At 39.5% G+C, this 24,934-nt stretch carries 17 protein-coding genes; 4 read left to right on the top strand and 13 right to left on the bottom strand.

Translation table 11 applies throughout. The annotated features are described in order from the left end of the window. Nucleotides 1-342: 342 nt before the first annotated feature. From ATG66_RS03150 to ATG66_RS03135, 4 genes are all read right to left on the bottom strand, one after another. Entirely contained in the window at nucleotides 343-2,211 is a 1,869-nt protein-coding gene (locus ATG66_RS03150; RefSeq protein ID WP_098413921.1) for a hypothetical protein, read from the bottom strand. Further along, complete coding sequence (locus tag ATG66_RS03145; RefSeq protein WP_441351604.1) at nucleotides 2,204-6,313, bottom strand: HTH domain-containing protein; 4,110 nt, start codon at nucleotides 6,311-6,313, stop codon at nucleotides 2,204-2,206. Before ATG66_RS03145 ends, ATG66_RS03150 begins: the two co-directional genes overlap by 8 nt. 647 nt (nucleotides 6,314-6,960) lie before the next feature. Beyond that, nucleotides 6,961-7,233, bottom strand: a complete 273-nt coding sequence (locus ATG66_RS03140) for a hypothetical protein (RefSeq protein ID WP_098413919.1) — start codon at nucleotides 7,231-7,233, stop codon at nucleotides 6,961-6,963. A gap of 20 nt (nucleotides 7,234-7,253) precedes the next feature. Next, a complete protein-coding gene (locus ATG66_RS03135) occupies nucleotides 7,254-7,634 on the bottom strand; it encodes a hypothetical protein (RefSeq protein ID WP_098413918.1) in 381 nt (126 codons plus the stop codon). A 188-nt stretch (nucleotides 7,635-7,822) separates the two neighbouring features. On the opposite strand from ATG66_RS03135, the gene ATG66_RS03130 reads away from it, so the two are divergent. The 4 genes from ATG66_RS03130 (at nucleotide 7,823) to ATG66_RS03115 (ending at nucleotide 12,520) form a co-directional block, all read left to right on the top strand. Continuing rightward, complete coding sequence (locus ATG66_RS03130) at nucleotides 7,823-8,266, top strand: hypothetical protein (protein ID WP_098413917.1); 444 nt, start codon at nucleotides 7,823-7,825, stop codon at nucleotides 8,264-8,266. A gap of 704 nt (nucleotides 8,267-8,970) precedes the next feature. Continuing rightward, nucleotides 8,971-11,394, top strand: coding sequence for a DEAD/DEAH box helicase family protein (locus tag ATG66_RS03125; protein ID WP_098413916.1), 2,424 nt, complete (start codon nucleotides 8,971-8,973; stop codon nucleotides 11,392-11,394). Nucleotides 11,395-11,450: 56 nt separating this feature from the next. Then, nucleotides 11,451-11,936 (top strand): hypothetical protein, encoded by a 486-nt coding sequence (locus ATG66_RS03120; RefSeq protein WP_257145709.1) that lies wholly within the window; start codon nucleotides 11,451-11,453, stop codon nucleotides 11,934-11,936. A gap of 155 nt (nucleotides 11,937-12,091) precedes the next feature. Then, nucleotides 12,092-12,520: a hypothetical protein gene (locus tag ATG66_RS03115; protein ID WP_098413914.1), complete on the top strand. Its 429-nt coding sequence runs from the start codon at nucleotides 12,092-12,094 to the stop codon at nucleotides 12,518-12,520. Nucleotides 12,521-12,608: 88 nt separating this feature from the next. On the opposite strand, the gene galK is transcribed toward ATG66_RS03115, so the two are convergent. The 9 genes from galK to ATG66_RS03070 form a co-directional block, all read right to left on the bottom strand. Beyond that, nucleotides 12,609-13,772 carry a galactokinase gene (gene galK / locus ATG66_RS03110; RefSeq protein ID WP_098413913.1) on the bottom strand — a complete coding sequence of 388 codons (1,164 nt, stop codon included), beginning with the start codon at nucleotides 13,770-13,772 and terminating at the stop codon, nucleotides 12,609-12,611. 125 nt (nucleotides 13,773-13,897) lie between these two features. Continuing rightward, nucleotides 13,898-14,950 carry a UDP-glucose--hexose-1-phosphate uridylyltransferase gene (locus tag ATG66_RS03105; protein WP_098413912.1) on the bottom strand — a complete coding sequence of 351 codons (1,053 nt, stop codon included), beginning with the start codon at nucleotides 14,948-14,950 and terminating at the stop codon, nucleotides 13,898-13,900. Between the two features lie 76 nt (nucleotides 14,951-15,026). Beyond that, nucleotides 15,027-16,046 (bottom strand): UDP-glucose 4-epimerase GalE, encoded by a 1,020-nt coding sequence (gene galE / locus ATG66_RS03100; protein ID WP_098413911.1) that lies wholly within the window; start codon nucleotides 16,044-16,046, stop codon nucleotides 15,027-15,029. Nucleotides 16,047-16,089: 43 nt separating this feature from the next. Beyond that, on the bottom strand, nucleotides 16,090-17,823 hold the full coding sequence (locus ATG66_RS03095; protein ID WP_098413910.1) for a methyl-accepting chemotaxis protein: 1,734 nt from the start codon (nucleotides 17,821-17,823) through the stop codon (nucleotides 16,090-16,092). Between the two features lie 169 nt (nucleotides 17,824-17,992). Next, the gene (locus ATG66_RS03090; protein ID WP_098413909.1) at nucleotides 17,993-19,255 is read right to left on the bottom strand and encodes a maltoporin; all 1,263 of its coding nucleotides are present in this window, start codon (nucleotides 19,253-19,255) and stop codon (nucleotides 17,993-17,995) included. A 148-nt stretch (nucleotides 19,256-19,403) separates the two neighbouring features. Further along, nucleotides 19,404-21,470 (bottom strand): beta-galactosidase, encoded by a 2,067-nt coding sequence (locus ATG66_RS03085; protein WP_098413908.1) that lies wholly within the window; start codon nucleotides 21,468-21,470, stop codon nucleotides 19,404-19,406. Next, on the bottom strand, nucleotides 21,470-22,702 hold the full coding sequence (locus ATG66_RS03080) for a glycoside hydrolase family 53 protein (RefSeq protein WP_098413907.1): 1,233 nt from the start codon (nucleotides 22,700-22,702) through the stop codon (nucleotides 21,470-21,472). Before ATG66_RS03080 ends, ATG66_RS03085 begins: the two co-directional genes overlap by 1 nt. Before the next feature lie 16 nt (nucleotides 22,703-22,718). Continuing rightward, nucleotides 22,719-23,561: a sugar ABC transporter permease gene (locus ATG66_RS03075; RefSeq protein WP_041157081.1), complete on the bottom strand. Its 843-nt coding sequence runs from the start codon at nucleotides 23,559-23,561 to the stop codon at nucleotides 22,719-22,721. A 4-nt stretch (nucleotides 23,562-23,565) separates the two neighbouring features. Continuing rightward, nucleotides 23,566-24,870, bottom strand: a complete 1,305-nt coding sequence (locus tag ATG66_RS03070; protein WP_098413906.1) for a sugar ABC transporter permease — start codon at nucleotides 24,868-24,870, stop codon at nucleotides 23,566-23,568. Nucleotides 24,871-24,934 lie beyond the last annotated feature (64 nt).

Genomic DNA, 24,934 nt, shown 5'->3' with positions numbered 1-24,934 from the left:
AGCTAACTGGCACTTTTTGAGAAAAGTGCCACGAGTAAAACTTCAGGTCTATGAAGCCTCTGGACATTTATGAGTTGTGTAGATTCCTAAATTAGCGTTTAGCGGATTATCTGAAGTATGGGATGGTAACTCCGCGCTTTGCGGTTGTTTTGGATCGCGGCGGAAAAACAGTCCTACAATTGCGCCTTGTTACATGCAGGCTACAATGGCAGTTAACATAAAATCCATGCAACCTTTATATCAACAACGTAACTGAAGGGCTACTTTTTGTAACATGAGTGGGTGGCCAAGTTAAATTTCACCAGAGCTAGGGCAGTATTCCTTTACATTTTCAACGCGTCATTAGTGTTGCTCTAAACAGTTCAGAATCTCTAGTGGACGCCCACATGTATAGTAAAGATATGGTTCTAGTATACAAAGTTGCTCAAGCATGGAACTTAATGATGAAACCGCTCTAGCTTCAAGTGGTAAGTAGGCTAATTCAGTTAACCATTGACCTATATATTCCGCCCATTCATCTTTTTCCTCAAAAGCAGCAGATGCTACAAGGCCCATCTCCATAATATGTTCAGGTTCAGCATTAACGTTTAGATAATCTCTATATATCCGACTTAAGATCATAACTGAAGCAGCAAGCTTTTTGCTCCTCACTAAAGCTGCAACTTTCGCTAATCCGTTTAATGTTTGGAAAATAGACTCTTGATTGTCGGTTTCTCTTAACTCATGCTGCGCATTTTCGAGCAACGTTAATGCAAGCTCTACATATTTTTCATCCACTTTCCAAAATTGTGCGGAATTTATCAACGCCCTGAATGCCACTAATGACGCTTGGTTATTCATTCCTTCATCTAGGCTTTTTGACATGTAATCAGGTAGTTCCGCGGGCTCTGTATTCCCTTCTAGAGGTCCAGGTAAAAATGCATTTAATTGGATTAGAGATCTACTAGTAAGGCCCTGTAAAATACGCATACAGAACTCAGCATTCTTAATTTTTTGGCATACATTATAAACTCTTCCTAATAACTCATCTCGAAGTTGCTCAGGGCTTAAATAGCCTGGTAGCCACTTAGGTTCGCTTCTTAAATCAATAAATGTCTGGCAATAGAAAAACACACCCCTTTCCTTCATTGCCCACTTTTCAATGTCTGAAAACTCCCTACCTTGCTCTAGTGCGACCTTAGTAATTAAAGATGCCTGTGAAATTGATGCTAATCTTCTATAAAACGGAGGTTTATTTTTGAAAATTTTTAGCCTTGCAAGCTCGCCATCTATAAATATAGTCATTGAACACAGTAGAGTTAAGGACTTCAATATCTCTGGTTCGCATAGACAATCAAAAAGCTCTTGAAGTATCGTTTCATTTGAATCTAAAAATTTTAACACCCCAATTTCGAAACACCCAATCATCGAAATTGGATCTTTTACCTTGATAGCAGTTTTAGCCAAACATGTGAACTCTTCATTAGATATGTTTTCTGATATAGCCGCAGATATTGATTGTTGAGAACACAAAAGAACATCTAAATAGTTGCAACCTTTATTAACACGGCTATCAAAATGCTGGCTAAGTTCGTTGGTAGCATATTTATATATATCGTAACTATCAGAGTGTGTACCGATAAGCCTCTCGTAATAACGAACATTATCTGGCACAAGAGTCTGTACTTTGTTGCTTCCGTTACTAAGCTCAAATCTTAACAGCTCTTCAATGTATGAAGGCGATAATTCTAAATCAGAAGTTATGTCCCCAACTTCATCATCATCAAGTTGCTCCTTAGATAAAATTGGTAACCATTGTTCAATATCAACTTGTGCAATGTTTCTTCTCTTGGCCTCATTTTCAAATATTGAAGTGCGTAATTTAATATCGTTTATGAGAGGCCAAAACGTATTGATATTTAGCTTAGCACCTGGCATTTCAATACAGAGCCGTGATTGTTCATCCGGTAGTATCGATATAGACCATTCGGTATTATTTGAATCTAATACGCTCGAACTAAAAGAAGTAGAGAAGGCTTCTCTAATTGCATTAAATAGTGTTGAACGAGAAAATGATGCCCTTGAATCTCCTAGTATAACTTGAGCATCCGTATCTATATCGTTCCTCTTGCAAAATTTAGAATCTGAAAGAACAGCCTCTCTTAAGGATGGCGGAAAAATATTCAACGAGAACGAAATCAAGAGCGAGTGATCTATATTATATTTATTCACTCAAACATCCTTCTAACAAGCCTTCACTAGCGAGGTTTTCTACTTGCACTTTCGTTGATTCAACTAAAGCTTTATAACTTGCTATATCTAAATTTTTGAGTGGTAATAAGACACTCTTTTCTAACCATTCGTTATATTGCGCTTTTTTATCTCCAGTTAATCCTTCTGGTGCAATTAATAAAGTGTTAGCTCTAATCATTTCACCAATATAGGCCATTCCTTCTTCATGCCTGATATCCATACAATGTGACCACCCTCTAAAATCTAAAAGTCCATAAAGCCAACTTGATCTGGCACTGCTAATGTCATTGGGAACATCACTCGACCATTGTAGTTTCACCGCGCTTGATAAATTTCGCAATAAATTATGAAGCCATTGTACATCTCTTGGGAGCTTTATTAGTCGGTTAACTTTTAGTAAAGACAAATTTTCTTTAATCAGTTTTAGTTCTTTAGTTGGGCGAACAATACCATCAACTATTCTTGATTTAGCTAGATGATGATTCAATTCTTCAATGGTAATAGGAACTAGCCCAAACCCAGATTCTCGAAGCTTAGCTCTGTATGAGAACTTTTGATCATTTGTAATAAGTTGGTTGGCACAAAGTGTTTCTATGAAATCTAAACTCGTAAAAATCGGAGTATTCTTGTTGTCAATAGCAATATTTTCATGTTGGTTAATAAAACGATCATCGATTAACGCAACATCACTTTTAGTTAATGCTTGAAAAAGCTCTTCTGTAGGCTGAATAACTTTATATCTATCACTTTCAACGTCTAAAGCAGATACCTGCATTGATGAAAAAGCAACCTTATCAGATTGAATTCCTTCAAAAATCTCCTTGCGAATTTGTTCGAGTTTTATATTCGCCTCGCTAATTGTTGAATCAAAAGATCTTAACTTTTTGAAATTATCAAATTCATTTTTATGGACAAATACGCTCAATTCTGTACTTTTAAATTTATCTAGCATTCCAACCGTTATCAAATATGTTAAAGACAAAGAATCAAGATATATCGTCGCTTTATCGTCAATTATTGAATTAGACGGCCATTCTTGGTCATGTTGCGCTAAGTATGAGATCGCCTTTTCATATTCCTCTTCTGTAATTACTTCGATATCTTTCAACTTTTTAACAAGGGTAATACATGAAGACAAATTTTCGTTATATTCGGAAAGTTCAACTACTTGCTCTCTAAACCCTCCTACCTTGTAAATGGGATAGGAACAGATAACTAAAATTTGGTTATCGACACAAGAGTTATCTCTTGCATTCTCCAACAAAAAGGCAAGCTCATCTCCTACATTTAGTGCTAGCTCAGGTTTGTTAACTCCTGTCGGTTTTATGATTTTAATATGACCATCAGCAACGATGGCTTCGAATTCTTTAGCTTTTTGAATTTGACTTGGCTGGTGAAATGCTATTTTTTGTTTCTCATCATAAAGCCATCGCATCAGTGAGTGTGGCACCATGATCTGGGAAAAAGCATCAAACAACAGCTCTAGTAGGTTAAGATGTCCAAGAATTAATATGCTGGAAGCATCAACAGAAGCTACTTCTCCTTTTATGATTTGCTCTTGTCTCGTGCTGTGAAAAGTACCAATAAAGCTTTTCTTTCTAATGTCCGTAGACCTCAAGTTTTCTATCGGCTGAATCAAATAAAAATCAGATAAAGTACGGTTTAACAAGTTAGCTATTGTAAATATCGGAGCAGTACCATCCTCATAGGCTCGGTACACTTTGTCACTTCTTTCTTTTTGGGTTGCTATCATATCTTTTAATTCATCAAATGAAGCCATATGTAATGGCCCTTCATCATTTGACAACATAGCAGCCTTGTTTAACCAATCACCTGTATTTTTCTTATCCTCCCAACCTAATGTTGTAGCTGTAAAATAAGCCGATGCCAGAACTTTGGGATCTTCAGGAAACTGGCTTGTTGTGTATTCTAGGATTTCTTTAGCTCGACTAGGAGATAATGCTTTAGCCAACTGAGCAACTTGCATCAGTTCTTCAGCACTCAGATTGCTTCGATTCTCCCATTTACTCTCGATAATCATACTCAAAGCATCCCAATTACCCGTGTAAATAGCTAAATGAACTTCGAGAGTTTGGAGATCCAAATGTTGATCATTAATCCTCTTCAACTCTGGAAGGCACTCTTTAGATTTAGCAAAATCTCCTTTTCTAAAAAGAGACCAAGCCCAATGCAACATCAAAGCAGCACTTCTTTCTACTAAATAAAAATTATCTACCAAAAATGCATGTAGTTCTGAAAAGTGCTCAGTTGCCGAAGAGGCATTAGCAACTCTCAAAGCATCTTGCTCAGTACCCGTTATGCCAAATAATTCTAAAGTGTAGAAGCGATATTTTTCTTTTAACCCGGATTGCTCTAATAAATTAACCAACTGAGCCAGATCACTGACATTTTTTGTGTCATTATACTGGCTTATAGCTAACGCTATAGAGTCTTCTCCTTTTACAGATGCTATGATATTTCTAAGGTTTTTAATTTCCCCCGAAATAGTCCCACTCTCATCTAATTTAGAAAGAAGCGCTTCAGCATCTTCTGTTAATCCAGATTTTGCCAAAACTTCAATTTCGAGCATGTTAATAGTTGTAGGATTAACGTGCTTCATTAACTGTTCTCTGTGATCATTGATGTATTCAATGACTTTTGGATAGCCTTTCTGATTAAGTGCTAATACGAACCTAGCAACCCCTAGTGCTGGATTTGTATCATTGCATAAAGCTGTTTGTCGATTTACCTCCTCCTCTATTTCTAGATAGTCCAAGTTAATTTTGAATGCAAATGCTAGAGGCAAGTATTCAAGAGCTTTATCAGAGGAATCCGATACATGAATTTTCAGCTTTCCTTTTGCCATTTCGAAGGTTGCTGGATTCCTTAACTCTAACCAAAGAGCGTATTTTTCAGATACTTCAGCTACTTCAAGTGCTTCAAGTGCTCCCAACCCTCTTGCTAGGTCAGCGCACAACTTGAACATTGTAACGGCTTCACTTCTCAGTCTGATCGACTCCGAATCATCTGCAAGAGGGAATGATTCTGCCGCAAATGGAATTTGTTGCATTACCGATTCTCGTAATTCAACTGCTTTAATAGCATTGGTCAGAAAAGTAAATGCAGAAACCTGGGCTAGTGCTGGGGAGTCTATCTGTACTTTATTTTGTAGCTTGAATACTTCCTTTAATGCTCGCTCCCATTGCTTAGTTTCAAGTAACGCACTTATTACCGAAAACTGCCCATCGATATCCAAGTTTTCTATATTAATCTGAGCGTTATCCAGCCAGCTAATTGCCTCAGTAGCACCTTTTTTAGTTCGCCTTAGCATAAAAATAGCAGAATAATGCAAAGCACATTGTTCCTGAACAAGGTGAGCAACTGAATCTATATTATCTTGTTCATCAGCCTGTATAAATGCATCTGCAACAACAGCTTCTTTTGTCTGTGTTAGTTTTTTCGATTCATCTAGGTAAGATTTGGCAACCTCTAAATTATTACTAAAACACATGTATCTAGCTAATAAAGCTAAGGTTCTTGCTCTCACTGGAGGAGTTCCGCCTTTTAGCTCGCCATCTAGAATACTGCCAGCCAATTGATTCACTTTATCCTCTTTGGGGAATGAACCAAAAAATCTTAATTTACTTATTTTATTGATTAATTTTATTATTTTTTCATCTTGTAAATGCGGCGCAGACAAGCCTGTTTCATGCAGCTTTTCAACTACTTTACTTGCTGCTTTCTCAGGTAATTCTTTTAACTCATTACGTAGCTCACCTGCATTTTCATTCTTACTTTTAATTACTTGAGAAAAAGTTTCAAAGCAATAAATGAATACACTCAATAATATTAGTGACCAGCCCCACACTCCATTGGGAGGTAAAAATGATATCTGATATTGAGGAAAGAAGTTTTGATTAATCAGAACCCAATTAACTATTTCAGTCCATAATGGAGGGCTAAGAAACCCTAACCCCGTAACCAATAGAGGCCAAATAATGAACTTTGCAAGTGATGGCCTAAAGTAGGCTAATATAAAATCAAGTATATGTTTCACTACTTTATTGAAATCAATTTTCATCACTGAACTCTCCCTGAGGGCTACATCCTTCTTAATTGTCTTCATTATTCCCTCATATAATATCGATGTTTAGTGGCATGTCACAGATTATTAGTGCGACCGCGCACTTTTCAGCTTAAACTTTGACCTAAAATCACCCCGTAATCAACTGATTTTATTGAAAAACATGACCGTAACCCCCTCAATTTCAGACTGATAAAATGGGAAGTCCGATATGCACTGATAACCAGTTTCCCATTATCTCTAGTGCCAATGTATCAAACGTGTTGAGTTGTAAATTTTTTGCTCTAGCGAGGCAAAAGTGGGAATGATTGCATTCAAATCTCCTACTTTCCATACTCCATTTGATGAGTGGCACGATAAACTGTTTTTATATACAGCACACTCGGTAAAGTGAATGTTATAATGTAGTGGATTAACAAATTTGGTCACATAATTAGAGTTCTAGGCATGAGGAAAGGTAAGGCAAATTGCTGGGCTTGAAATTGAGATCAATTCCTATCTAGCTCACTTTGGGGCAAAGACGAGTTTGCCGAGATCATTGATTGCTATGAGCGGTTCTATCAAAGCTCAAACAAGGCCTAACCGCTTCTCAAAATTAGGTTTTCAGTCATGCTGAAAAGCATGACAATTTCGAAGTAAAGGGGCTATGTGAATTTATAGTTAATAGCCTTATGAAAGTGGGGACTATCATTATCTATTTCTTCCAACTTCAAGCTGCAATAAGGGCAATGAATGATGTTAAAAGCAGTTTGCCACAGCAACTCTCCTACCTCATTAAGTTCATGGCTTAATTCTAGATCCATTTCTGTTGCGGTTTCAGAGACAAACAAAAACCATTGTTCTTCAGTTGTGTAGTGATCTGTACAGTACACTTGAACTTCCTCAGGCATTTGTTCACATTGATGCTTCTTCGTCATAATATCTATCCCGATTCACATTAAAAGAAACAAAACATTTCGCTTTCTTTGACTTGCTCTTTTCGTTTTGATTTGTAACGATTGCAGCCATAGAGTCCAGGGACACGAGATTCTTTCTGTGTTTGGTTGCTTTGCGCTGATTGGAGTCTATCCGTTTTAATATGGTATTGACTCGACAACATACAGTTAGCCGATTTTTTATTGGAGAATGATGCGTTTGGTTTAATTCTATGCTGCTGTTCTTCAACAGTTAAACTGTTCGCTTTAAGTAATGCTTCGCAATCTGAGATTAAATAATCATCAAAAGGATTTAAATAAATACTGGGATTTAAACCATCATTTAAACGACTTTTAACAAGGTTTAGTTTTGGGTTTTTATATACATATTTACGACGATTCATTTTGGTTACCTTTAAATCAAGAAGATGTTTAATACCCTTTTAATAAATCACATTTAAAAACCATTGTAAATATAAAAACAAAAATATAAATCAAACAAAATTTTTTAATTATTAAACACTTCCACACTTTTTAAGTTTGGTTTAAAATTGGAGTATTGGCAGTTGTACATCTAATAGGAATAAAACTAATGACATTGACTGAAAAACAAGAAGCAGCCATAGAAATATTTAATAGTCGCAATAATATCCGAGGCTTAGAACTATCTCTGGGTGAGCTAGAAGCAATCCGTGATAGAGTTAGCCACGTTATCGATGAGCTTAATACTGCGCAAGAAGTGAAGGCTGTTGAAGCAGCCATACACGCTTTACAAGTAATTGACTTTGAAATCCCTCACGAACTCGAAAAAAAGTATAAAACTTTAACAGGTTCAAAGTCTTCTACCGCAACGAAGCGAAAACCAGCACCACTCGTTAAATTTAAAGTAGGAGAAGATGTTTTTAAAGAAAGATCCCAAGGTAAAGCATCACGAGAACTGGCGGCAGCAATTGAAAGATACAATAGTGAAAATGGTATAAAACTGACTAAGAAAGACTTTAAAACCGATGAAATCGTTGAGGATGACAACCTTTAGTTTAAGTCTAAATATCATTAAGTATCACCATTCGTTTAATGGAGTTATGATCACGTACTCATCTATTGAAACTCTCGCTCAAAGAGCGAGTCTACCTACCTACTGATGCACTGATACATAGTACCTCGCAAGTGGCATATAGATTTAATGCTCAATTTTGAGTGTCCACTTCTTTATTTATTATTATATATACAATTGAGAAGTGGACACATAGGTCGATAGCCATTCAAAGGTTAACTTTTACTCAAAATGAACAACCCGCAAATTTAGCATGCTATCGCATGCATATTTCAATAAATCAATGTCAATTAAGAGTTTATGTTTAGGAATACAGGCTCTCAGTGTCCACATCTACATTTCTGTATTATATATACAAGACAGAAATGGACACATTGTTATACGATCATAAGTCAAAGCAAGTTATATTTCTAAACTTAAATACACTCAGTTACAACCTGAACAGTTCGTTATATATGGGAGTAATATTATTTAAATAATATTATTAACAACGTAAGAACTCATTTAACCTTTCTATTTTAATTTTAATATCATCGAATATTAAAATTAAAATAGAAAACCAATAAAAATTAAATCATTGAAATACAAAGAATAAATAGATATTATAAAAAATATTAAAAAATAGATTGATTTTGTCGTTATTTATTAATTAGAATTTTTAAAAACTAATTAATCGAGATTAAATCATGGAATATTTTTATAAAAATATCAGCACAGCTACACATTTAAAAAACAACAATATTAGACTTCACATTACTAAGAATGAAAAGGATGTTATAAAAGACACCGAAGCACGTGATGACTTAGCTATACGATCTCCGAGTGAAGTACTCATTAATAACCACGTCTACAACCGTTGTGTGAGTTCAATCTGTATTTACGCATCGACTGATTTACACGAAATCATCGATGCCATAGCCACAGCCATCCGATTTAAAAAGGAGTTGCTCATCTCAGGCCACCCGATAGATTTGATCGATATGCTCCCTATATTTCAAGAAGTCTACTTAACGTCTCAGGCATGTAAGCTAAACATCAACAGTGATGAGTTAATAGAACATGCGTTCAAGCTGCTCAGAAAAGCTGTGCAAACGTCTTCTGCATCTATTGATTTTGTGAAGTCTTTTGCTTCAACATTCTTTGAAATCAGTGACGATGAGATCAATCAGCGTTTACGCTCCGTCAGGCTAAAGGAGAATGAAGCGATCACTCTGTCCCTGAACTTTTCAGAAGCAAAGACGGTTTCCTGTTTAAACAACATCGACTTATCGTTAAACCGAGTTAATGTTATCTCTGCTGAAACAGGGACGGGGAAAACAACGTATGTCATTGATAATTATCTTCGTGATCTTCTGAAAAAGGATTCGAACTTAAGAGTTGCCATCATTGCTCATAAAAACGAAATCAATAATAACATAAATTATAAGATCTCAACGCTGCTACCCAATGCGAAGGAAGCAAATCACAACACTAAGTCATTAAGAAAGCTTGAAGAGGCACAAATCATCGTTTCAACCACAAACTCACTGCCTAACATGCTGCAGTATGTACTCGGCTGCGATTTAGTTATCTTCGATGAGAGCGAAAAAGGCTTCTTATCACTCGACGGTAATCATTATAAAAATGAACGACTGAAAGCAAAATCATTTAACGCTTTAAAAACGGTCATCACCCACGCTAAGCAAGTTATCATGATGGATGCTGACAGCACTAACTGCATCACTGCTGAATTAGTTAAGTCTACAGGAATTCAGGATTATCAGTTCTATAAAGTCGAGGGCGGAAAATATTCTGACATCAACATCAACCTCGTGAATAGAGATACCGTACTGAATGCAATCAGGAACGAAGATAACGTTTATCAGGTGATTGCTTTCGATAAGAAAGAAGCTTTGTACCAATATTTGTTTTCGATCGGCCTTAAATCTTCAGGTAAAGGCTGTGCTGAAAAAGCACTGGAAGCTGGGTATCTAGTGGTTACCCGTGATACTTGTAATACTGAAGCTGTACGTAAATATCTAGCTACCCCAAACGTTTCATGTTTCTTGTACAAGCAAATCTTATACTCGCCCTACATCGATTCAGCAGTCAGTATCGAAACCAATTACACAGATAAGGTTTTAGTTATATCACATAGCATACTCACACCTAAGGGACTCATTCAGATGGGGAGAAGGTTTCGCCAAGCAAAGGAAATTACTTACGGTATTCAAACCGACAACGTTATCCCCTATGAGTACAAAAACATAGATTCTTCTGGTAAACCAATCAATAGTTCGTTTACTTTCGAACACATGCAGCACGTTATCCATCATATCTCGACGCATACGCGCCATAATATGCCTGTATCTTTAAAGCGCACCGCGAAAGCGTTAGGTTTTCGAGTTAACGCTGAAGAATACTACGCAAAACAAGATGCCAATGAATCTCTGCTGCAAAAGCAGCTTGAAGAAGTATACAGGGCCTCAGTTAACGAATCGATTTATAACGCGCCTGAACATGTCACTGACCTGGATGAAGCTAATGAAGTCATTCAATCAGGCCAAGCAAACAACGTGCAACTGAGTGCTGCTGAAAAGAGAGTAATTTCAGAAAGGTTGCATATTCAAATTGATTATTTGACTGACGACGCAATCTCATTTTCTAGAAACAAAGCTTCGTTATTAGAACATTTGCAGGAATATACTGAGTGGCGCCAGACTAAAACACCAGACCAGCCCCTTTTTAATCTGATGAATGTTCTTTTTAAAACTTTAAACATATCTATTGAACGTATTGACCAGAAGCATTCTATCCCTAAATCTAGTTATTATGGAGCTTATGATATTATCAACCAGTTATTAAATAGTAATTCCGCACTCTGTAAAAAACTGAGTTCGATGAATACAATGTTGAAGCCCATCACTTCAGAATCACATTCTGAAGGCTATAAAACACGGGCAATAAATGATTTTCTTTCTAAACTCGGGTTTGACACTGAAGTTGATCATAAAACAAACGGGAATTATAGAAAGTATAACATCCGGTTAAATTCACACGCGTATCCATCGATACTCAATCAACATGATTATTATGAAACTTCACTTGATGTAAAACAAGCTATTATGTAATCATTCTGTTCGGTTTAAGCAACTCTACCTTTTAATCTATGAAAATGATTTTCGAAATGCAATATCTGCGTAAAGAAAAGTTCATCTATAAACGTGAAGAGATCTGCTCAATCTTTAGAAGTGATGATATTGAGCAGCTCATTGCAAAAAACGACTACATCGTCAGTATTGATTTTGAGCGATTTGTTTACTTGCGTTCGACATTGCCGCCTGATTTCTTTGACAAACTAGCTTTGTCACTGCGAGAAGGCGAACTGTGTTATATATCTTTCGAAGATGCCCTCTCAAGATGGAGTGTTATCTCTCAGATCCCGATGATTTTAATTCTGGGTACAACAGGGGAATCAGGTTTTTATAAGACTAGGTTTGGCAGTATTGAGTTTGTCCATGTTCCTCATAGTCATGAGATAATACTTGCCAATACGACTGAACCTTATTACACCATTCGCTTAGCTAAGAAATTTTTTGCTTTTGAAGATTTAAAACGGATTGATAGAAACATGCATCTTATCGATTACGAAGAACTCTATTGTGATGATTAAATAATTAAAATCATAAACCTTTACTTTTTATATAATTTAATTGACTTTAATCATCATCAGTTATAACTTAAAAACAGACGCGTTAAACACCCCGCGTGTCACTTAATAAATCTACAATAAACGAAGTTTTGGGGTAAGTTTATTAAGGATTTATTATGCAAAATTTTAAGAGCTATCAAGAACTGTCAAATAATCAACTTTCTTTGATTAACCAACCTCTACTCACTAGTCATGACATTCGTTTAAACGGCAGAAAAGTACATATCACTTCCCCACTAGACCTATGCCTTACTTTTGCACAATCTATGGAGCTAGTACTCCTTTCGTATGTAAAATTGAATGATGGTTCTGCTATTATGGCAACCTTTTCAAGCATGCTTCTATGTCAGATTGAAAGTGAGGAAGACATTTTAAACGTAGTGTTTGCTCTCAATAAATCTCACTTTAGAAATATAACTGATAATGGGCAACTTCAACTTTATCTTTTTGATGATGTTGATAACAACTCCGAAATAGATGGTTTCTGTTGTTCCTTCTCAATTAACGACTGGCTAAATCACGTTCAGCCTAATCGAACTTCATAAAATCGTGAACATTTCTCTTTGTTGTTCTTTTCCCATATTGAACTATGCCAGCGTTTGCACGCTGGCTTTACTTAGTAACTTACTTGTTTCACTTATAGACTTCAACAGGACCAGCGCCTTCTTTTGCCTGACAAACGTAAATTGATTCTTTCAGGCCCGTCGCAGCTTCATACTTCGCTTCAACGGTTGCTTTCACTTCGTCAACCAGCGTTGGCGGAATCAATGCCACTACACAACCGCCGAAACCACCACCAGTCATACGTACGCCGCCCTGCTCGCCAATCACGTTTTTAACCATTTCAACCAGAGTGTCAATCTCTTTGACTGTAATATCGAAATCATCACGCATCGAAGCATGTGACTGAGCCATAAGTTCACTCATGCGTTTAATATCATGCGAACGGAGTGCTTTTGCCGCTTCGACTGTGCGATCGTTTTCCGTGATCACGTGACGCGCACGTTTTGCTACTATTTCATTTAACTCATAAACTTTTTCGTTGAACTGCTCAATAGTCACATCTCGCAGTGCCTTAACGCCAAAAATACGTGCCGCCTCTTCACATTGCTGACGACGCGTGTTGTATTCACTATCAACCAGACCACGCTTTTTATTCGAGTTGATGATCACGACCACCATATCTGCTGGCATTGATACTGGCTCCGTTTCAAGGCTACGGCAGTCCAAAAGCATTGCGTGGTTTTCAAGACCTTCCGCGGAAATCATTTGATCCATGATACCGCAATTACAACCGACAAATTCGTTCTCTGCTTGTTGGCCATTGAGCGCGATTTCGGCCTGGCTGATTTCCAGATTGAATAACACTTTAAACGTTTGACCGATGACCACTTCAAGCGCCGCAGACGAGCTTAAACCCGCACCTTGCGGTACATTTCCGCTGACTGATATATCAGCGCCAGTGAAATAGTAACCACGATCAAGCAAGCACTTCACCACACCACGAATATAGTTCGCCCACATTTTGTCTGCTTGGAAAGTGATGCCCTGACTAATATCGAATTCATCCACTACATTGCCGTAATCAAAGGACACTACACGGACTAGATTGTCGTCACGCTTTGCGGCAGCAACGACAGTTTGGTAGTTAATCGCACACGGCAGGACAAAACCGTCATTGTAGTCAGTGTGCTCACCAATCAGATTGACGCGACCCGGCGCTTGGATGATATGGCTTGGTGCATAGCCCAATACTTGCTCAAAAGAAGCTTTCACATTTTGGATTAGATCTGACATAGTTAAATCTCGGTTTCAAATTGTATTTAGATCCCCGAACCCTTTGTTCATTCGCGCTCGTGAACCACTTGTTTGATTTTCTGCTTTTTTAGATTCTAGGTTCTGGGATCCTAGAACCTACTAAATCACTGCTCTTTGTAGTGAACGTCACTTAAATCACGTAGACGCTGTGACGCTTGCTCTGCAGTTAAATCTCGTTGGCTTTCTGCCAACATTTCATAACCCACCATAAATTTACGAATTGTCGAGCTGCGTAATAGTGGCGGGTAAAACAGCGCATGCAGCTGCCAATGGTCAACATCTGTGCCTTCTTCGAAGAACGGCGCGTAATGCCAGCCCATCGAGTAAGGGAAAGAGCACTGGAACAAGTTGTCGTAACGGCTGGTCAACTTTTTGATAGCCATAGCGAGATCATCTCGCTGCTCATCGTTCAACTCACACATGCGGCGAATGTGTGTTTTTGGAAGCAACATGGTTTCGAATGGCCAGGCCGCCCAGTAAGGTACAACCGCAACCCAGTGTTCGGTTTCAACAACAATTCGTGAGCCGTCTTTTAACTCAGCCTGAACGTAATCAACCAGTAGGTTGCTGCCTTTCTCTTGGTAATACGCTTTTAGGTTATGCTCTTTACGTTCGATCTCATTAGGTAAAAAGCTATTCGCCCAAATCTGCCCGTGTGGGTGTGGTTGAGAACACCCCATGGTCTCACCCTTGTTTTCAAAAGCTTGAACCCAGATGAAATCTTTACCTAACTCTTCAATTTGCTCATTCCATGTATCAATCACACCCCGAATTTTATTCACTGGTAATTCTGGCAACGTTTTGCTGTGATCCGGCGAGAAGCAGATTACTCGGCTCAAACCACGTACCCCCTGAGTTTTGAATAATGGGTTGTCCGACTCAGGTGCATCTGGTGAATCCACCATCAGAGCCGCAAAATCGTTATTGAACACATAGGTTCCTTGGTAATCAGGATTCACGTGACCTGAAATACGTTCGTTGGTCGGACAAAGGAAACACTTGCCGTCGTAAGTCGGCAGTTCGTCCATCGCAGGCTTTTCATCAGCACCACTCCATGGACGTTTTGCCCGGTGTGGTGATACCAAAATCCATTGACCAGTCAGCGGGTTGTAACGACGGTGTGGATGATCCACTGGATTAAATTCAACATTCGACATCTTATTTACTCAACTTTCAAAATACGTTCTTTTCACTGCACATCTCGATGAGATTGGATCTGCAGATCGGCTTAAATTACTCAGCGGAATAACCTTGAGGGTTATTTGATTGCCATAACCAGGTATCCGCCGTCATTTCCGCAACACTACGTGTTGCTTTCCAGCTAAGGTCTCGCTCTGCCTTTTCAGTGCTCGCCCAACACTCAGCGATATCACCGGGCCTGCGCTGGCAAAGCTCGTAAGAAACTGGATTACCACAAGCCACGCCAAATGCCTCAACCATTTCGAGCACGCTTGAGCCTTTACCTGTACCGAGGTTATAAATGTGTAGCCCTGACTTTGCGCCTACGGTTTTGAGTGCAGCAATGTGGCCATCAGCTAAGTCCATAACGTGGATATAGTCACGAACTCCCGTACCATCCGGTGTTGGGTAATCGTTACCAAAAACAGACAGTTTTTCACGACGACCAACGGCAACTTGGGCAATAAATGGCATCAGGTTGTTTGGAATACCTTGTGGATCTTCTCCCATAGTGCCAGACGGATGAGCACCAACTGGATTGAAGTAACGCAACCAAGTGATACTCCAATCATTTTCAGCATTGAACAGATCACTCAGACACTCTTCCACCATGTATTTACTGCGGCCATATGGATTGGTGGTTATGCCAGTTGGCGAATCTTCAGTGATAGGTACGATGTCCGGGTCGCCGTAAACCGTTGCAGATGAACTAAACACAATACTTTTCACGCCCGCTTTACGCATGCTGCGTGCCAATACCAGTGAGCCATTGACGTTGTTGTCATAGTATTCCAATGGTTTAACGACCGATTCACCCACCGCTTTTAAGCCAGCAAAGTGAATCACAGCTTGGATTTCGTGTTTCGTAAATACCGAATCCAGGAAGTCTTCATCACGAACGTCTCCCCGATAAAACGTAGGTTGCTTGCCTGTTAACGCTTCAATTCTGTTGAGAACTTCGACCTTGGCATTGCACAAGTTGTCAATGATGATTGGATCCATTCCCGCTTCAATCATCTGCACGCATGTGTGACTGCCGATGTAACCGAGACCGCCTGTAACAAGAATTTTCACTTTTGCTTCTCCTTGACTAATTTCAAATTAGTTAGTTTCGTAGTTAAACTTTGAATACCGCCACGTCTTTCGTTAGTGCTGAAGAAACTCGGCTGATATCTCCATGAACACTCGCGATAGCATTTGCACTGTGAGTAATTTCATCGCTCAAAGATTTAGACAGCTCAATCTCCGAGTTCAGCTTCTTCATCATTTCACATTGAATATTTGACGCTTGAGAAATGCCAGAATTAATGGTTTTGATTTCACTAACTGCATTCTCAACCAGTTGAATTTGATCAATAACTTCTAACGTACGATTTCGACTTAGCTCGCTGCTTTTTAGAACTTGAGACATTTGTCCAATAAGTTGCTCCGACGAGTCGGAAAACTGAACAAGAAATTCATCAATTTCAATGGTGCTGCTTCGAGTTTTCGACGCGAGCATTCGAACTTCTTCAGCGACAACAGCAAAACCCTTTCCTGACTCACCAGCTCTTGCAGCCTCAATGGAAGCATTTAACGCTAATAAATCAGTTTGATCGGCAATTTTCTGAATAGAACTTAGAATGCTACTGATCCCCTGAGAGACAGTATCCATCACTCCGATTGAGGAAGATATTTTGTCTGTGTTCTCACCTAAGGTGATCACAATATTTTCAGCAATATTGCCTTTAACGACCGCTTCACTCACCCGACTACTTACTTGCTGCGCTAACTCCATTGCTTGTTGAGTTTGTTGCTGAATATCTAATGATGACAGTCGAATATCATTTATAGCATCAGACAGACTCTCACTTTGCTTGCTATAACGGGAGACAGTAGAAACATTCCGTCCAATTTGAACATCAAGTTCTTCTCTGGCGCCGTTTAAAGCGACGTTTGACCTGGAGATTTTTTTAAATAAAGCCTGTAGATTATCTATAAAACAATTCACTGAGTTAGAGATATGGCCTATTTCATCTTGGCGATTAAGATTAATTCGTTGGGTTAAATCCGCATCACGACCTGCCAAATTTTCCACTAAATCCTTTAACTTAGATAGCGAGCTTAATTGAAAATTAAGAATTACCAAACTAATAATCAGCATAATAAAAGCGCAAAGTGACATATACTTTGTAATATCTTGGTTTATACCATCTATAATTTTTTCGATATAGCTGTAGTCAATATACGAACGTAAATACCAACTTGAGCCAGCAACAGTAACAACATCAGTTTGCTTTAACTCTATATTTAACTTTCCAGTTGAATAAATAGAATTGCCTTGTTCATCTAGTAGTTCAAAGTAAACGCCTGGAACACTATAGCGCTGTATGAGTTCCCCAATTAAACTCAAGTTGATAGTGAAAAAATCTACTACACTATGTTTCTTTTTCGAAATAATTATTTTTGCCTGACCAATTTCAGAGAAAATTTGTGTTATTTTTATGCCTTCTTGATGGTCACGAGCTAAATCGATATAATATTTGGATTGCGCTTTATCCAAGCTTCCTTTATCACTTAATGCAGCCTTATTGACAAGCTTAACAACTTGTTCATAACCCAGTTTTTGCTTAGTATCACGAATACCAATTACGCCAAAGTCAAGGCTCTCTATCACCGATATATCGCGTTCGATTGACTGTTTAATTTCACTGCTAATCAATCTTACATTGCTAACCATACGACTGTCGTATGAGTTATTGATGTAATCACCAATAATATATTTAACACTAAAGTAAGCAGTCACGATAGTAATTATTAATGATATTCCAAATAAGATTATAATCTTATTCTTTAACGACAGTGGTTTCATACATCAGTCCATGTAAAAAGGCTCTTGAAATGGAAATATAGACATATTTTCCGCCCCCTCCGGCTGAATACGACCCACTTCAAGAGCAAATGGCAAAGGATTTCCATGTGATAGGCCCGAATGGAGTTAAACAGGCCTATCTAAATAGTAAAATGGCAATTTCTATTGATTACCACCAGGCCTCAACTTGCACACCGTAGTTGATCGTGTCGTTACTCTTGTTGTTGTCAAAAGAGTCACCCTCATTGTCCTTCAAATAAGTCGCAAAGAATCGGATTTCTGGACGAGCGAAGAAAGACTCTCCCGTTGAGATAGCGTGTGCAATAGTGAATTTCGTGCCACTAAACTTGTCTTCAGAGCCTGAATCCCAAGTTTTTTCTTGGTCAAAGTAGCCGACCTCTAACATAGTCTTATTGTATGGCGACCAGTTATAAGTTGGGCGAGCGACAAATGAGAACAACTCTTCCTTATCTAACCAGTCACCATGATCTTTTGCATTACCATAAGTTAGAACATGATTGAGCACGACATTTTTGCCTAAGTTCAAATCACCAGTACTGATAAAACGGAAGCCTTTTGCATCGCTTACATCACCATTCCAGATGTCATACCAGCCCCCCCCTTGAGAGATAGCGTTCTGTGCAAGTCCTTTATCCATATATTGGAGCACAAACTTGTTATATCCCAATGCGAAACTCTGGCTAAGTTCAGCCGTTACCATTAAGCCGTTATCGAAGTTTTCAGTGGCATCTTCTTGCTCATCCGTTGGGTTAACCATTGCATAGTCAACACCGAATTCAGTCCAGGAGCCTTCCCATGGGCTAAAGCCAGCGTAACGTAAATCTAAAAAGTAAGTATTCAGATCTCCGTAACTCGTTTTGTTGCCAGTATCATCCCACTCGGCCAACTCATTATCAGCTCGGATAACCGCTGCTGAAATCGCACCGGTATTTAACTTGATGTTTTCAATGCCCACACCGTAGCCAGAAATATTCCAGTACTTGGTATCTATAATGTGAATATCATGACGTTGATAAAAGCGTTTACCAGCCCAGATAACGGCATCAGGTGAAGCAGGAATATAGCCCTTCGCTTGAACATTCAACTGCTTAATTCCAAAGTTGGCACTGTCATCTTTACTATTTTCAGACTCTAGGTTCCCGTCCGATGACATTTCAAACATACTTTCAAAGTACATTGAACGACCATCTGCATTGAATAACTCTTGGCCTAATCCAATTTCCGAATAAGTGTCAAACTCATTACCCAAGCGACCCAATGTCGTTTTATAAAACTCATCACCTCCCTTGGTGCCGCCTCCATCAGCACTGGCTCCCAAACCAGCACGTACGTAACCGTAGAAATCGACTGCTGAAACTTGAGTAGCGAATAAAGAACCTAAAATAGCGACTGTCAATGTTGCTTTTTTCATTTTAATTTCCTTTTGTATTACTTTTGAGTTGTTGGCTGGGTAAATATCGCCATATCCATTGTTTAGGCAATACTTACCCGTAAGATGAATTTCATCTTATTTTTAAATTTTGTTATTCATAGCCCGCCTAAATAATCAGACGGGAGAGTTATTTATTATTTTTGATAACGATAACTTGATATGGTTGAAGTGTAATATTCTCCTGAATATCGTTCCCCGTATTTTCATTTGTCCAATTCCCGTGCGGAACTTTTAAATCTCGCGGCTCATTCAAAAAGTTCATAATGAAAAAATATCGAGACAGTTCGTCTTCACGAGTTGTCACTGACACTCCGTAAGGCACGTTTTCAATTGGCTTGCGAATTCCATGTAAATTAGCAATAGAGGTATAAAATAACTCGTTAAACTCTGTCTCTGTACGTGCAGCGATGTAATAAGCACAACCTTTACCAAGCTGATTCTTAGTAATGACTGGGCAAGCATCAAATAGATCCTCGCGGTAATAAGCCAAAGCTTCTGCCGTCTCTAAATGAATATGTTCCATTAAGTGCTTGGCCTTAAATTCACCACTGAAGCCAAAACCAGAGTGCGTTTCCATTTCAAACAATACGCGTTCATGGTCATAGAGTGAGTCAATCTCTTCAGCCCAAATACCCAACGTGCGGCGCAGAGGGCTACCTTCTCCGCCAGGGAAGCCACCCAGAAAGCAAAGATCATTCTGATCAACGATGCCACTCCAATAAGTCGCGACTAACGTTCCGCCTTGCTCGACAAACACTTCCAGACGTTCTGCTACCCCAGGTTTTATTAAGTACAGCATAGGCGCAACAATGATCTTGTAAGGAGTAAAATCACTTAGCTGCTCTATGATGTCGCAGCTAATACCTTGCTGCCAAAAACCTCGATAATGGTCACACACGGTTTGCTCGTAGTGCATGCCTTCATTGCGAGGACCTGAAGCATCATCCATTGCCCAACGGTTTTCCCAATCAAAAATGATCGCCACTTCGGCCTGTGTGCTCATTCCCGCCACATCATTAATTTGTTTAAGATACTCACCGACGGCTTTCACTTCTCGACCCGTACGAGTATTTGCATGACCAACGTGGTCTATCACCGCACCATGGAACTTCTCTACAGAACCGCGGCTTTTTCGCCACTGGAAATACTGAACAGAGTCAGAACCATGAGCTACTGCTTGCAATGAGGAAAGCAGATGGACACCATCTTTTTTTAGCTTAGTGATTGGCTGCCAGTTAGTTTGGCTTGGGGTTGATTCCATGAGTAAAAATGGCTGATTTTTCAGTGTGCGCATCAAATCATGGTACATCCCGGTATAGCAAGCGAGCGCAACTTCATCGCTGTCACGGTGCCAAAGCGGATAGCTGTCCCAAGAAACAACATCAATTGACTTTGCCAATTCCCAATAGTTGTAGTCGTAAAAGTACTCCATGAAGTTTGCCGTCGTAGGCAGATCAGGATTAATCGACTTGAGCGGTGCAATCTCGTGCTCACAGAAGTTCGAGACGCGGTCAGTACAGAATCGTTTCCAATCTAACTTCAGTGCGTGAACGGAGTTCTCACCAACGGGAGATGGTGATTCAATTTGTTCCCAACTGGTGTAAGTATGACTCCAAAACGCACTCCACCACAGCTTATTAAGATTGTATAGGGAGCCGTATTTGTTTTTCAGCCACAAACGAAACTCTTCTTGGCAGTAATTACAGTGACAATCGCCGCCATATTCGTTTGAAACGTGCCAGCCTACCACCGTAGGATGTTGACTGTAACGTTCAGCCAATTTAGCGTTCATGATGCTTACTTTCTCACGGTAATTAGGTGAGCTATAACAATGGTTATGACGTTCTCCATGCAGTTGTTTAACACGTGAGCTATTGACTCGAAGGACGTCAGGGTACCGTTCAGACAACCAGGCAGGACGCGCACCACTCGGTGTCGCCAGGAATACAGAAATCCCATTGTCTGCCAGGTTATCTAGTACGTTATCGAGCCATTCAAACTGAAACTCACCTTCAACAGGCTCAAGAGCAGACCAACTGAAGATACCGATAGACATAACATTACAATTCGTCTGCTTCATCAGTTCAATATCTTTCGCTAAAATATCTGGTCTGTCTAACCATTGATCAGGGTTGTAATCTGCTCCATGGAGCAAGCCTTTTATCTTGGGAATGATGTGTTTTTTATTGTTCATTATTGACCTTTAAATACTTTCAATGACGGTAGTGCATTACCTTCAAAATCAAACAGTGCTTGATTCTCCCATGAGTTACCCATGTCCCATTTGTCCCCGCTATAGTCCATGCCAGCACCTGTTGACCAGGTTGCCCCATCGATTGGTAACCATGCGGGTTCCCAGTAATAAATCCCTAAACCTTGTTCGTTAGGCAGTTCATTCAGCAGCGTCATAATGTCAGCCAGGTATTGTGCCTGGCCCTCGATTGACACACTGTACCCCTCAACCGTCCCCGCCTCGGAGTAACTATTACCTAACGAATCACCATTCTCAGTGGTAAACGGGAAAGACGTTTCGACCAAGACGACAGGCTTGTTGTAGCGACTGATGACGTCATTCATATTGGCTTTTACTTTATCGACTGGGCCGTGCCACCACGGGTAGTAAGACATACCAATCACATCAAAATCGACACCACGCTGGGTGATTTCATCAAACCACCAACGGAATAGACCGTTGTCACCTGCTTCAGCGAGGTGCAACATGATTTGAATGTCTTTATCACTGTCGTTGTCATGCACTGCTTGGATGCCGGTTTTTAAGAGAAGTGATAGACGGTCGAACTCTTTACCATCTTGACCCCAGCTCTTACCCTCAGGCCAAAGCATGCCGCCATTCAGTTCGTTACCAACTTGAACCATGTCAGGCACGACACCCGCAGCTTGGTGTGCTTTCATCACCTTTGCTGTGTAGTCGTAGACTTTCTGTGTTAGGTTCTCAAACGTAAGTTGTTCCCACTCTTTTGGCTTTTGTTGCTTTTTAGGGTCAGCCCAAAAGTCGCTGTAATGGATATCAAGCAGGAATGACATACCGTTTTCTTGTGCGCGTTTACCAAGCTCAATGGAACGCTCTAACGTGTTATTACCGCCACCAAATACTTCACCAGTGGCTGACATTGGGTCTACCCACAAACGTGCGCGGATAGAATTAACCCCATTATCTTTTAATATTTTGATCAGTTCCTCTTCATTACCATCTTGGTAATATTTCCCACCTAATTTTTCTATTTCCGGCAACATGGAAATATCCATACCACGAATAAAATCAGCTCTCAGTTTAGGAGCAGTTATAACAATATTATCCGTATCAGTATTAATATCAGAGCTATTATTATTTGAAGAATTTGCAGATTGACAGCCAGCCAAAGCCACTGCCGCACTAATAAGTGCAACTTTAAATTTTGTGTTCATATCTTTCTCTCTAGTATTAGCCTTTGGTACTACCTGCTGTTAAGCCAGATACAAAGTATTTTTGTAGTGATAGATAAAGAAGCGCTACAGGTATTGAAATAAGCACAGCACCTGCTGCATATGTGGTATAACTCGCCCCCATTTTTTCTACAACAAGGTTATATAACCCAATTGGTAACGTATAATTTTCAGGCGTTCTTAAAATCGTTGTTGCGAGAATAAAGTCGCCTAGTGGTCCCGTGAAAGAGAATAATGCCACTACCGCAATAATTGGTTTTGAAATTGGCAGTATAATTTCCAAAAAAATACGAATATTACTCGCGCCATCCATTTTTGCCGACTCATCAAGATCTTTAGGTATCGCGTCCAAGTAACCTTTCATTAAATACGTGTTCATCGGGATCATACCTCCAACATAAACCAGTACTAATGCAAGATGGCTATTAATCAACCCCAACATTTGTGCTAGGACAAATATCGCAATCAGGGCAGAGAATTGAGGGATCATCTGCAACAGAAGGAACAGCATTAAACCATTTTTCCGACCTTTAAAACGAAAGCGTGAAAACGCATATGACGTACATGACACACTGATCAACGTCAGTACCATGGTCAAAAAGCTGATTTTCAAGCTGTTCCAAAACCAAGTCAGGTAAGCCACTTTGTCATTAGCAAACAAAGTTGCGTAATGACTCAAAGTCGGTTTATCCGGGAAAATGGACTCACCCATAATACTGTTACCCGGATAGAACGACGCACCAACCGTCCACACTAATGGATAAATAATGATCACCGAGACCAACAAAATCAGGCCGTAACTCAATGTCAAGCGGATGCGATTACTACGTTTAATACTCATATTGTTATCTCGCTTCATCTTTGAATGAACTGGTCATACGGAATTGCCAAAGAGCAATGCCCACAACAAAAATCGACAATAATAAAGTGATTGCAGATGCAATACCGTATTGCGATGAGGACATCGTTAGTTTGTAAATCCATGACACCAAGATATCGGTGCCGCCAGCGTTGCTACCAATGACAGCAGGACCACCATTGTTAAACAGATAAATAATATTGAAGTTGTTAAAGTTAAACGTGTATTGAGTGATCAAAATTGGAGCGATTGAGTACATTACCAGCGGTAAAGTGATGGTTCTTAATTGCTGGAATTTACTTGCACCGTCCATCGTCGCAGCTTCATAAAGATCGTTAGGGATCGCCTGTAGAACCCCCGTTGTCATGGCGAATACAAATGGGAAACCTAACCAGGTTTGGATCATGATGAGCGCGACTTTCGTCCAGAATGGGTCTGTCAGCCAAGCTTTAGGGTCAATACCAAAGAAGTCGAGAATCACGTTGTTGATGACACCAAAGCTGTCGTTAAACATCCCGGTAAAAATAAGGATGGTAACAAAGCCAGGTACCGCCCAAGGTAGAATAAAGATAGTACGGATCAGAGGTTTAAATTTAAGGTCTTTCTGGTTAACTAGAATCGCCAATAGAACCCCGACTGTACATTGCAATGTTGATGCTACTAATGTCCAAACGACTGTCCACTGCAACACATCGATAAAGGTGTTACGCCACAAGTTAATTTGGAAAATATTGAAGAAGTTCTTCAATCCAACCCAGTCAACCAGCTTGGCAGGCGGTGAGTTGTAAAGGTTGTAGTTAGTAAAACCAATCGCAAAACCAAAAATGATCGGAAACACAACAACAAAGACTAAAAGGATAAAACCTGGACTTATCATCAGATAAGGGAAGCCAGCATTGATAACATTGCGATACTGCACACGCAATGAGTTCAGTGGACGGCCTTTATCAAGCAGTTGACCGTTTTTATATGCGTCATTAATGCTGAGTATATAAACCACCAAACCAAACACCACCACTAGCGAAGCAATAATACCTTCTGCGAGTAGGAAAACTGAATTGTCCTCTGGTAGGTTTTCGCCTAGTGTTACAAGACCCCACATACCGTGGGAAATAAAATCACGAGTTACTGCATAAAAACTTGTTAGCAAGATAAAGAACATCATGCCTTTTACAAACTGTCGGTTATAAAACTGGCCAAAGCCAGGAATTAACGCAAGTAAAGAAGCAGTAAACCGTTGGGATCGATATAGCCCCAAGTTATGCTCAAAATGTTCACTCATATCAGACATCACTTACAACTCCATTTCGGAAACTTCTGTCATCTGTCAGCCCCAGACGAGTAACTAGGGCCAA

It is taken from the genome of Vibrio sp. ES.051 (genome assembly GCF_002563795.1).
Classification (GTDB): domain Bacteria; phylum Pseudomonadota; class Gammaproteobacteria; order Enterobacterales; family Vibrionaceae; genus Vibrio.
The sequence above is the reverse complement of the archived record's forward strand: the minus strand, read 5'-3'. Positions and strand labels throughout refer to the sequence as shown.

Bases quoted from the DNA above. Each gene is read 5' to 3' on its own strand.
- ATG66_RS03085 (WP_098413908.1), bottom strand. From the start codon at position 21,470: ATGAACAATAAAAAACACATCATTCCCAAGATAAAAGGCTTGCTCCAT.
- ATG66_RS03135 (WP_098413918.1), bottom strand. From the start codon at position 7,634: ATGAATCGTCGTAAATATGTATATAAAAACCCAAAACTAAACCTTGTT.
- galK (WP_098413913.1), bottom strand. From the start codon at position 13,772: ATGTCAGATCTAATCCAAAATGTGAAAGCTTCTTTTGAGCAAGTATTG.
- ATG66_RS03095 (WP_098413910.1), bottom strand. From the start codon at position 17,823: ATGAAACCACTGTCGTTAAAGAATAAGATTATAATCTTATTTGGAATA.
- ATG66_RS03130 (WP_098413917.1), top strand. From the start codon at position 7,823: ATGACATTGACTGAAAAACAAGAAGCAGCCATAGAAATATTTAATAGT.
- ATG66_RS03120 (WP_257145709.1), top strand. From the start codon at position 11,451: ATGCAATATCTGCGTAAAGAAAAGTTCATCTATAAACGTGAAGAGATC.
- ATG66_RS03125 (WP_098413916.1), top strand. From the start codon at position 8,971: ATGGAATATTTTTATAAAAATATCAGCACAGCTACACATTTAAAAAAC.
- ATG66_RS03070 (WP_098413906.1), bottom strand. From the start codon at position 24,870: ATGTCTGATATGAGTGAACATTTTGAGCATAACTTGGGGCTATATCGA.
- ATG66_RS03075 (WP_041157081.1), bottom strand. From the start codon at position 23,561: ATGAGTATTAAACGTAGTAATCGCATCCGCTTGACATTGAGTTACGGC.
- ATG66_RS03090 (WP_098413909.1), bottom strand. From the start codon at position 19,255: ATGAAAAAAGCAACATTGACAGTCGCTATTTTAGGTTCTTTATTCGCT.
- ATG66_RS03145 (WP_441351604.1), bottom strand. From the start codon at position 6,313: ATGAAAATTGATTTCAATAAAGTAGTGAAACATATACTTGATTTTATA.
- ATG66_RS03080 (WP_098413907.1), bottom strand. From the start codon at position 22,702: ATGAACACAAAATTTAAAGTTGCACTTATTAGTGCGGCAGTGGCTTTG.
- ATG66_RS03105 (WP_098413912.1), bottom strand. From the start codon at position 14,950: ATGTCGAATGTTGAATTTAATCCAGTGGATCATCCACACCGTCGTTAC.
- ATG66_RS03115 (WP_098413914.1), top strand. From the start codon at position 12,092: ATGCAAAATTTTAAGAGCTATCAAGAACTGTCAAATAATCAACTTTCT.
- ATG66_RS03140 (WP_098413919.1), bottom strand. From the start codon at position 7,233: ATGACGAAGAAGCATCAATGTGAACAAATGCCTGAGGAAGTTCAAGTG.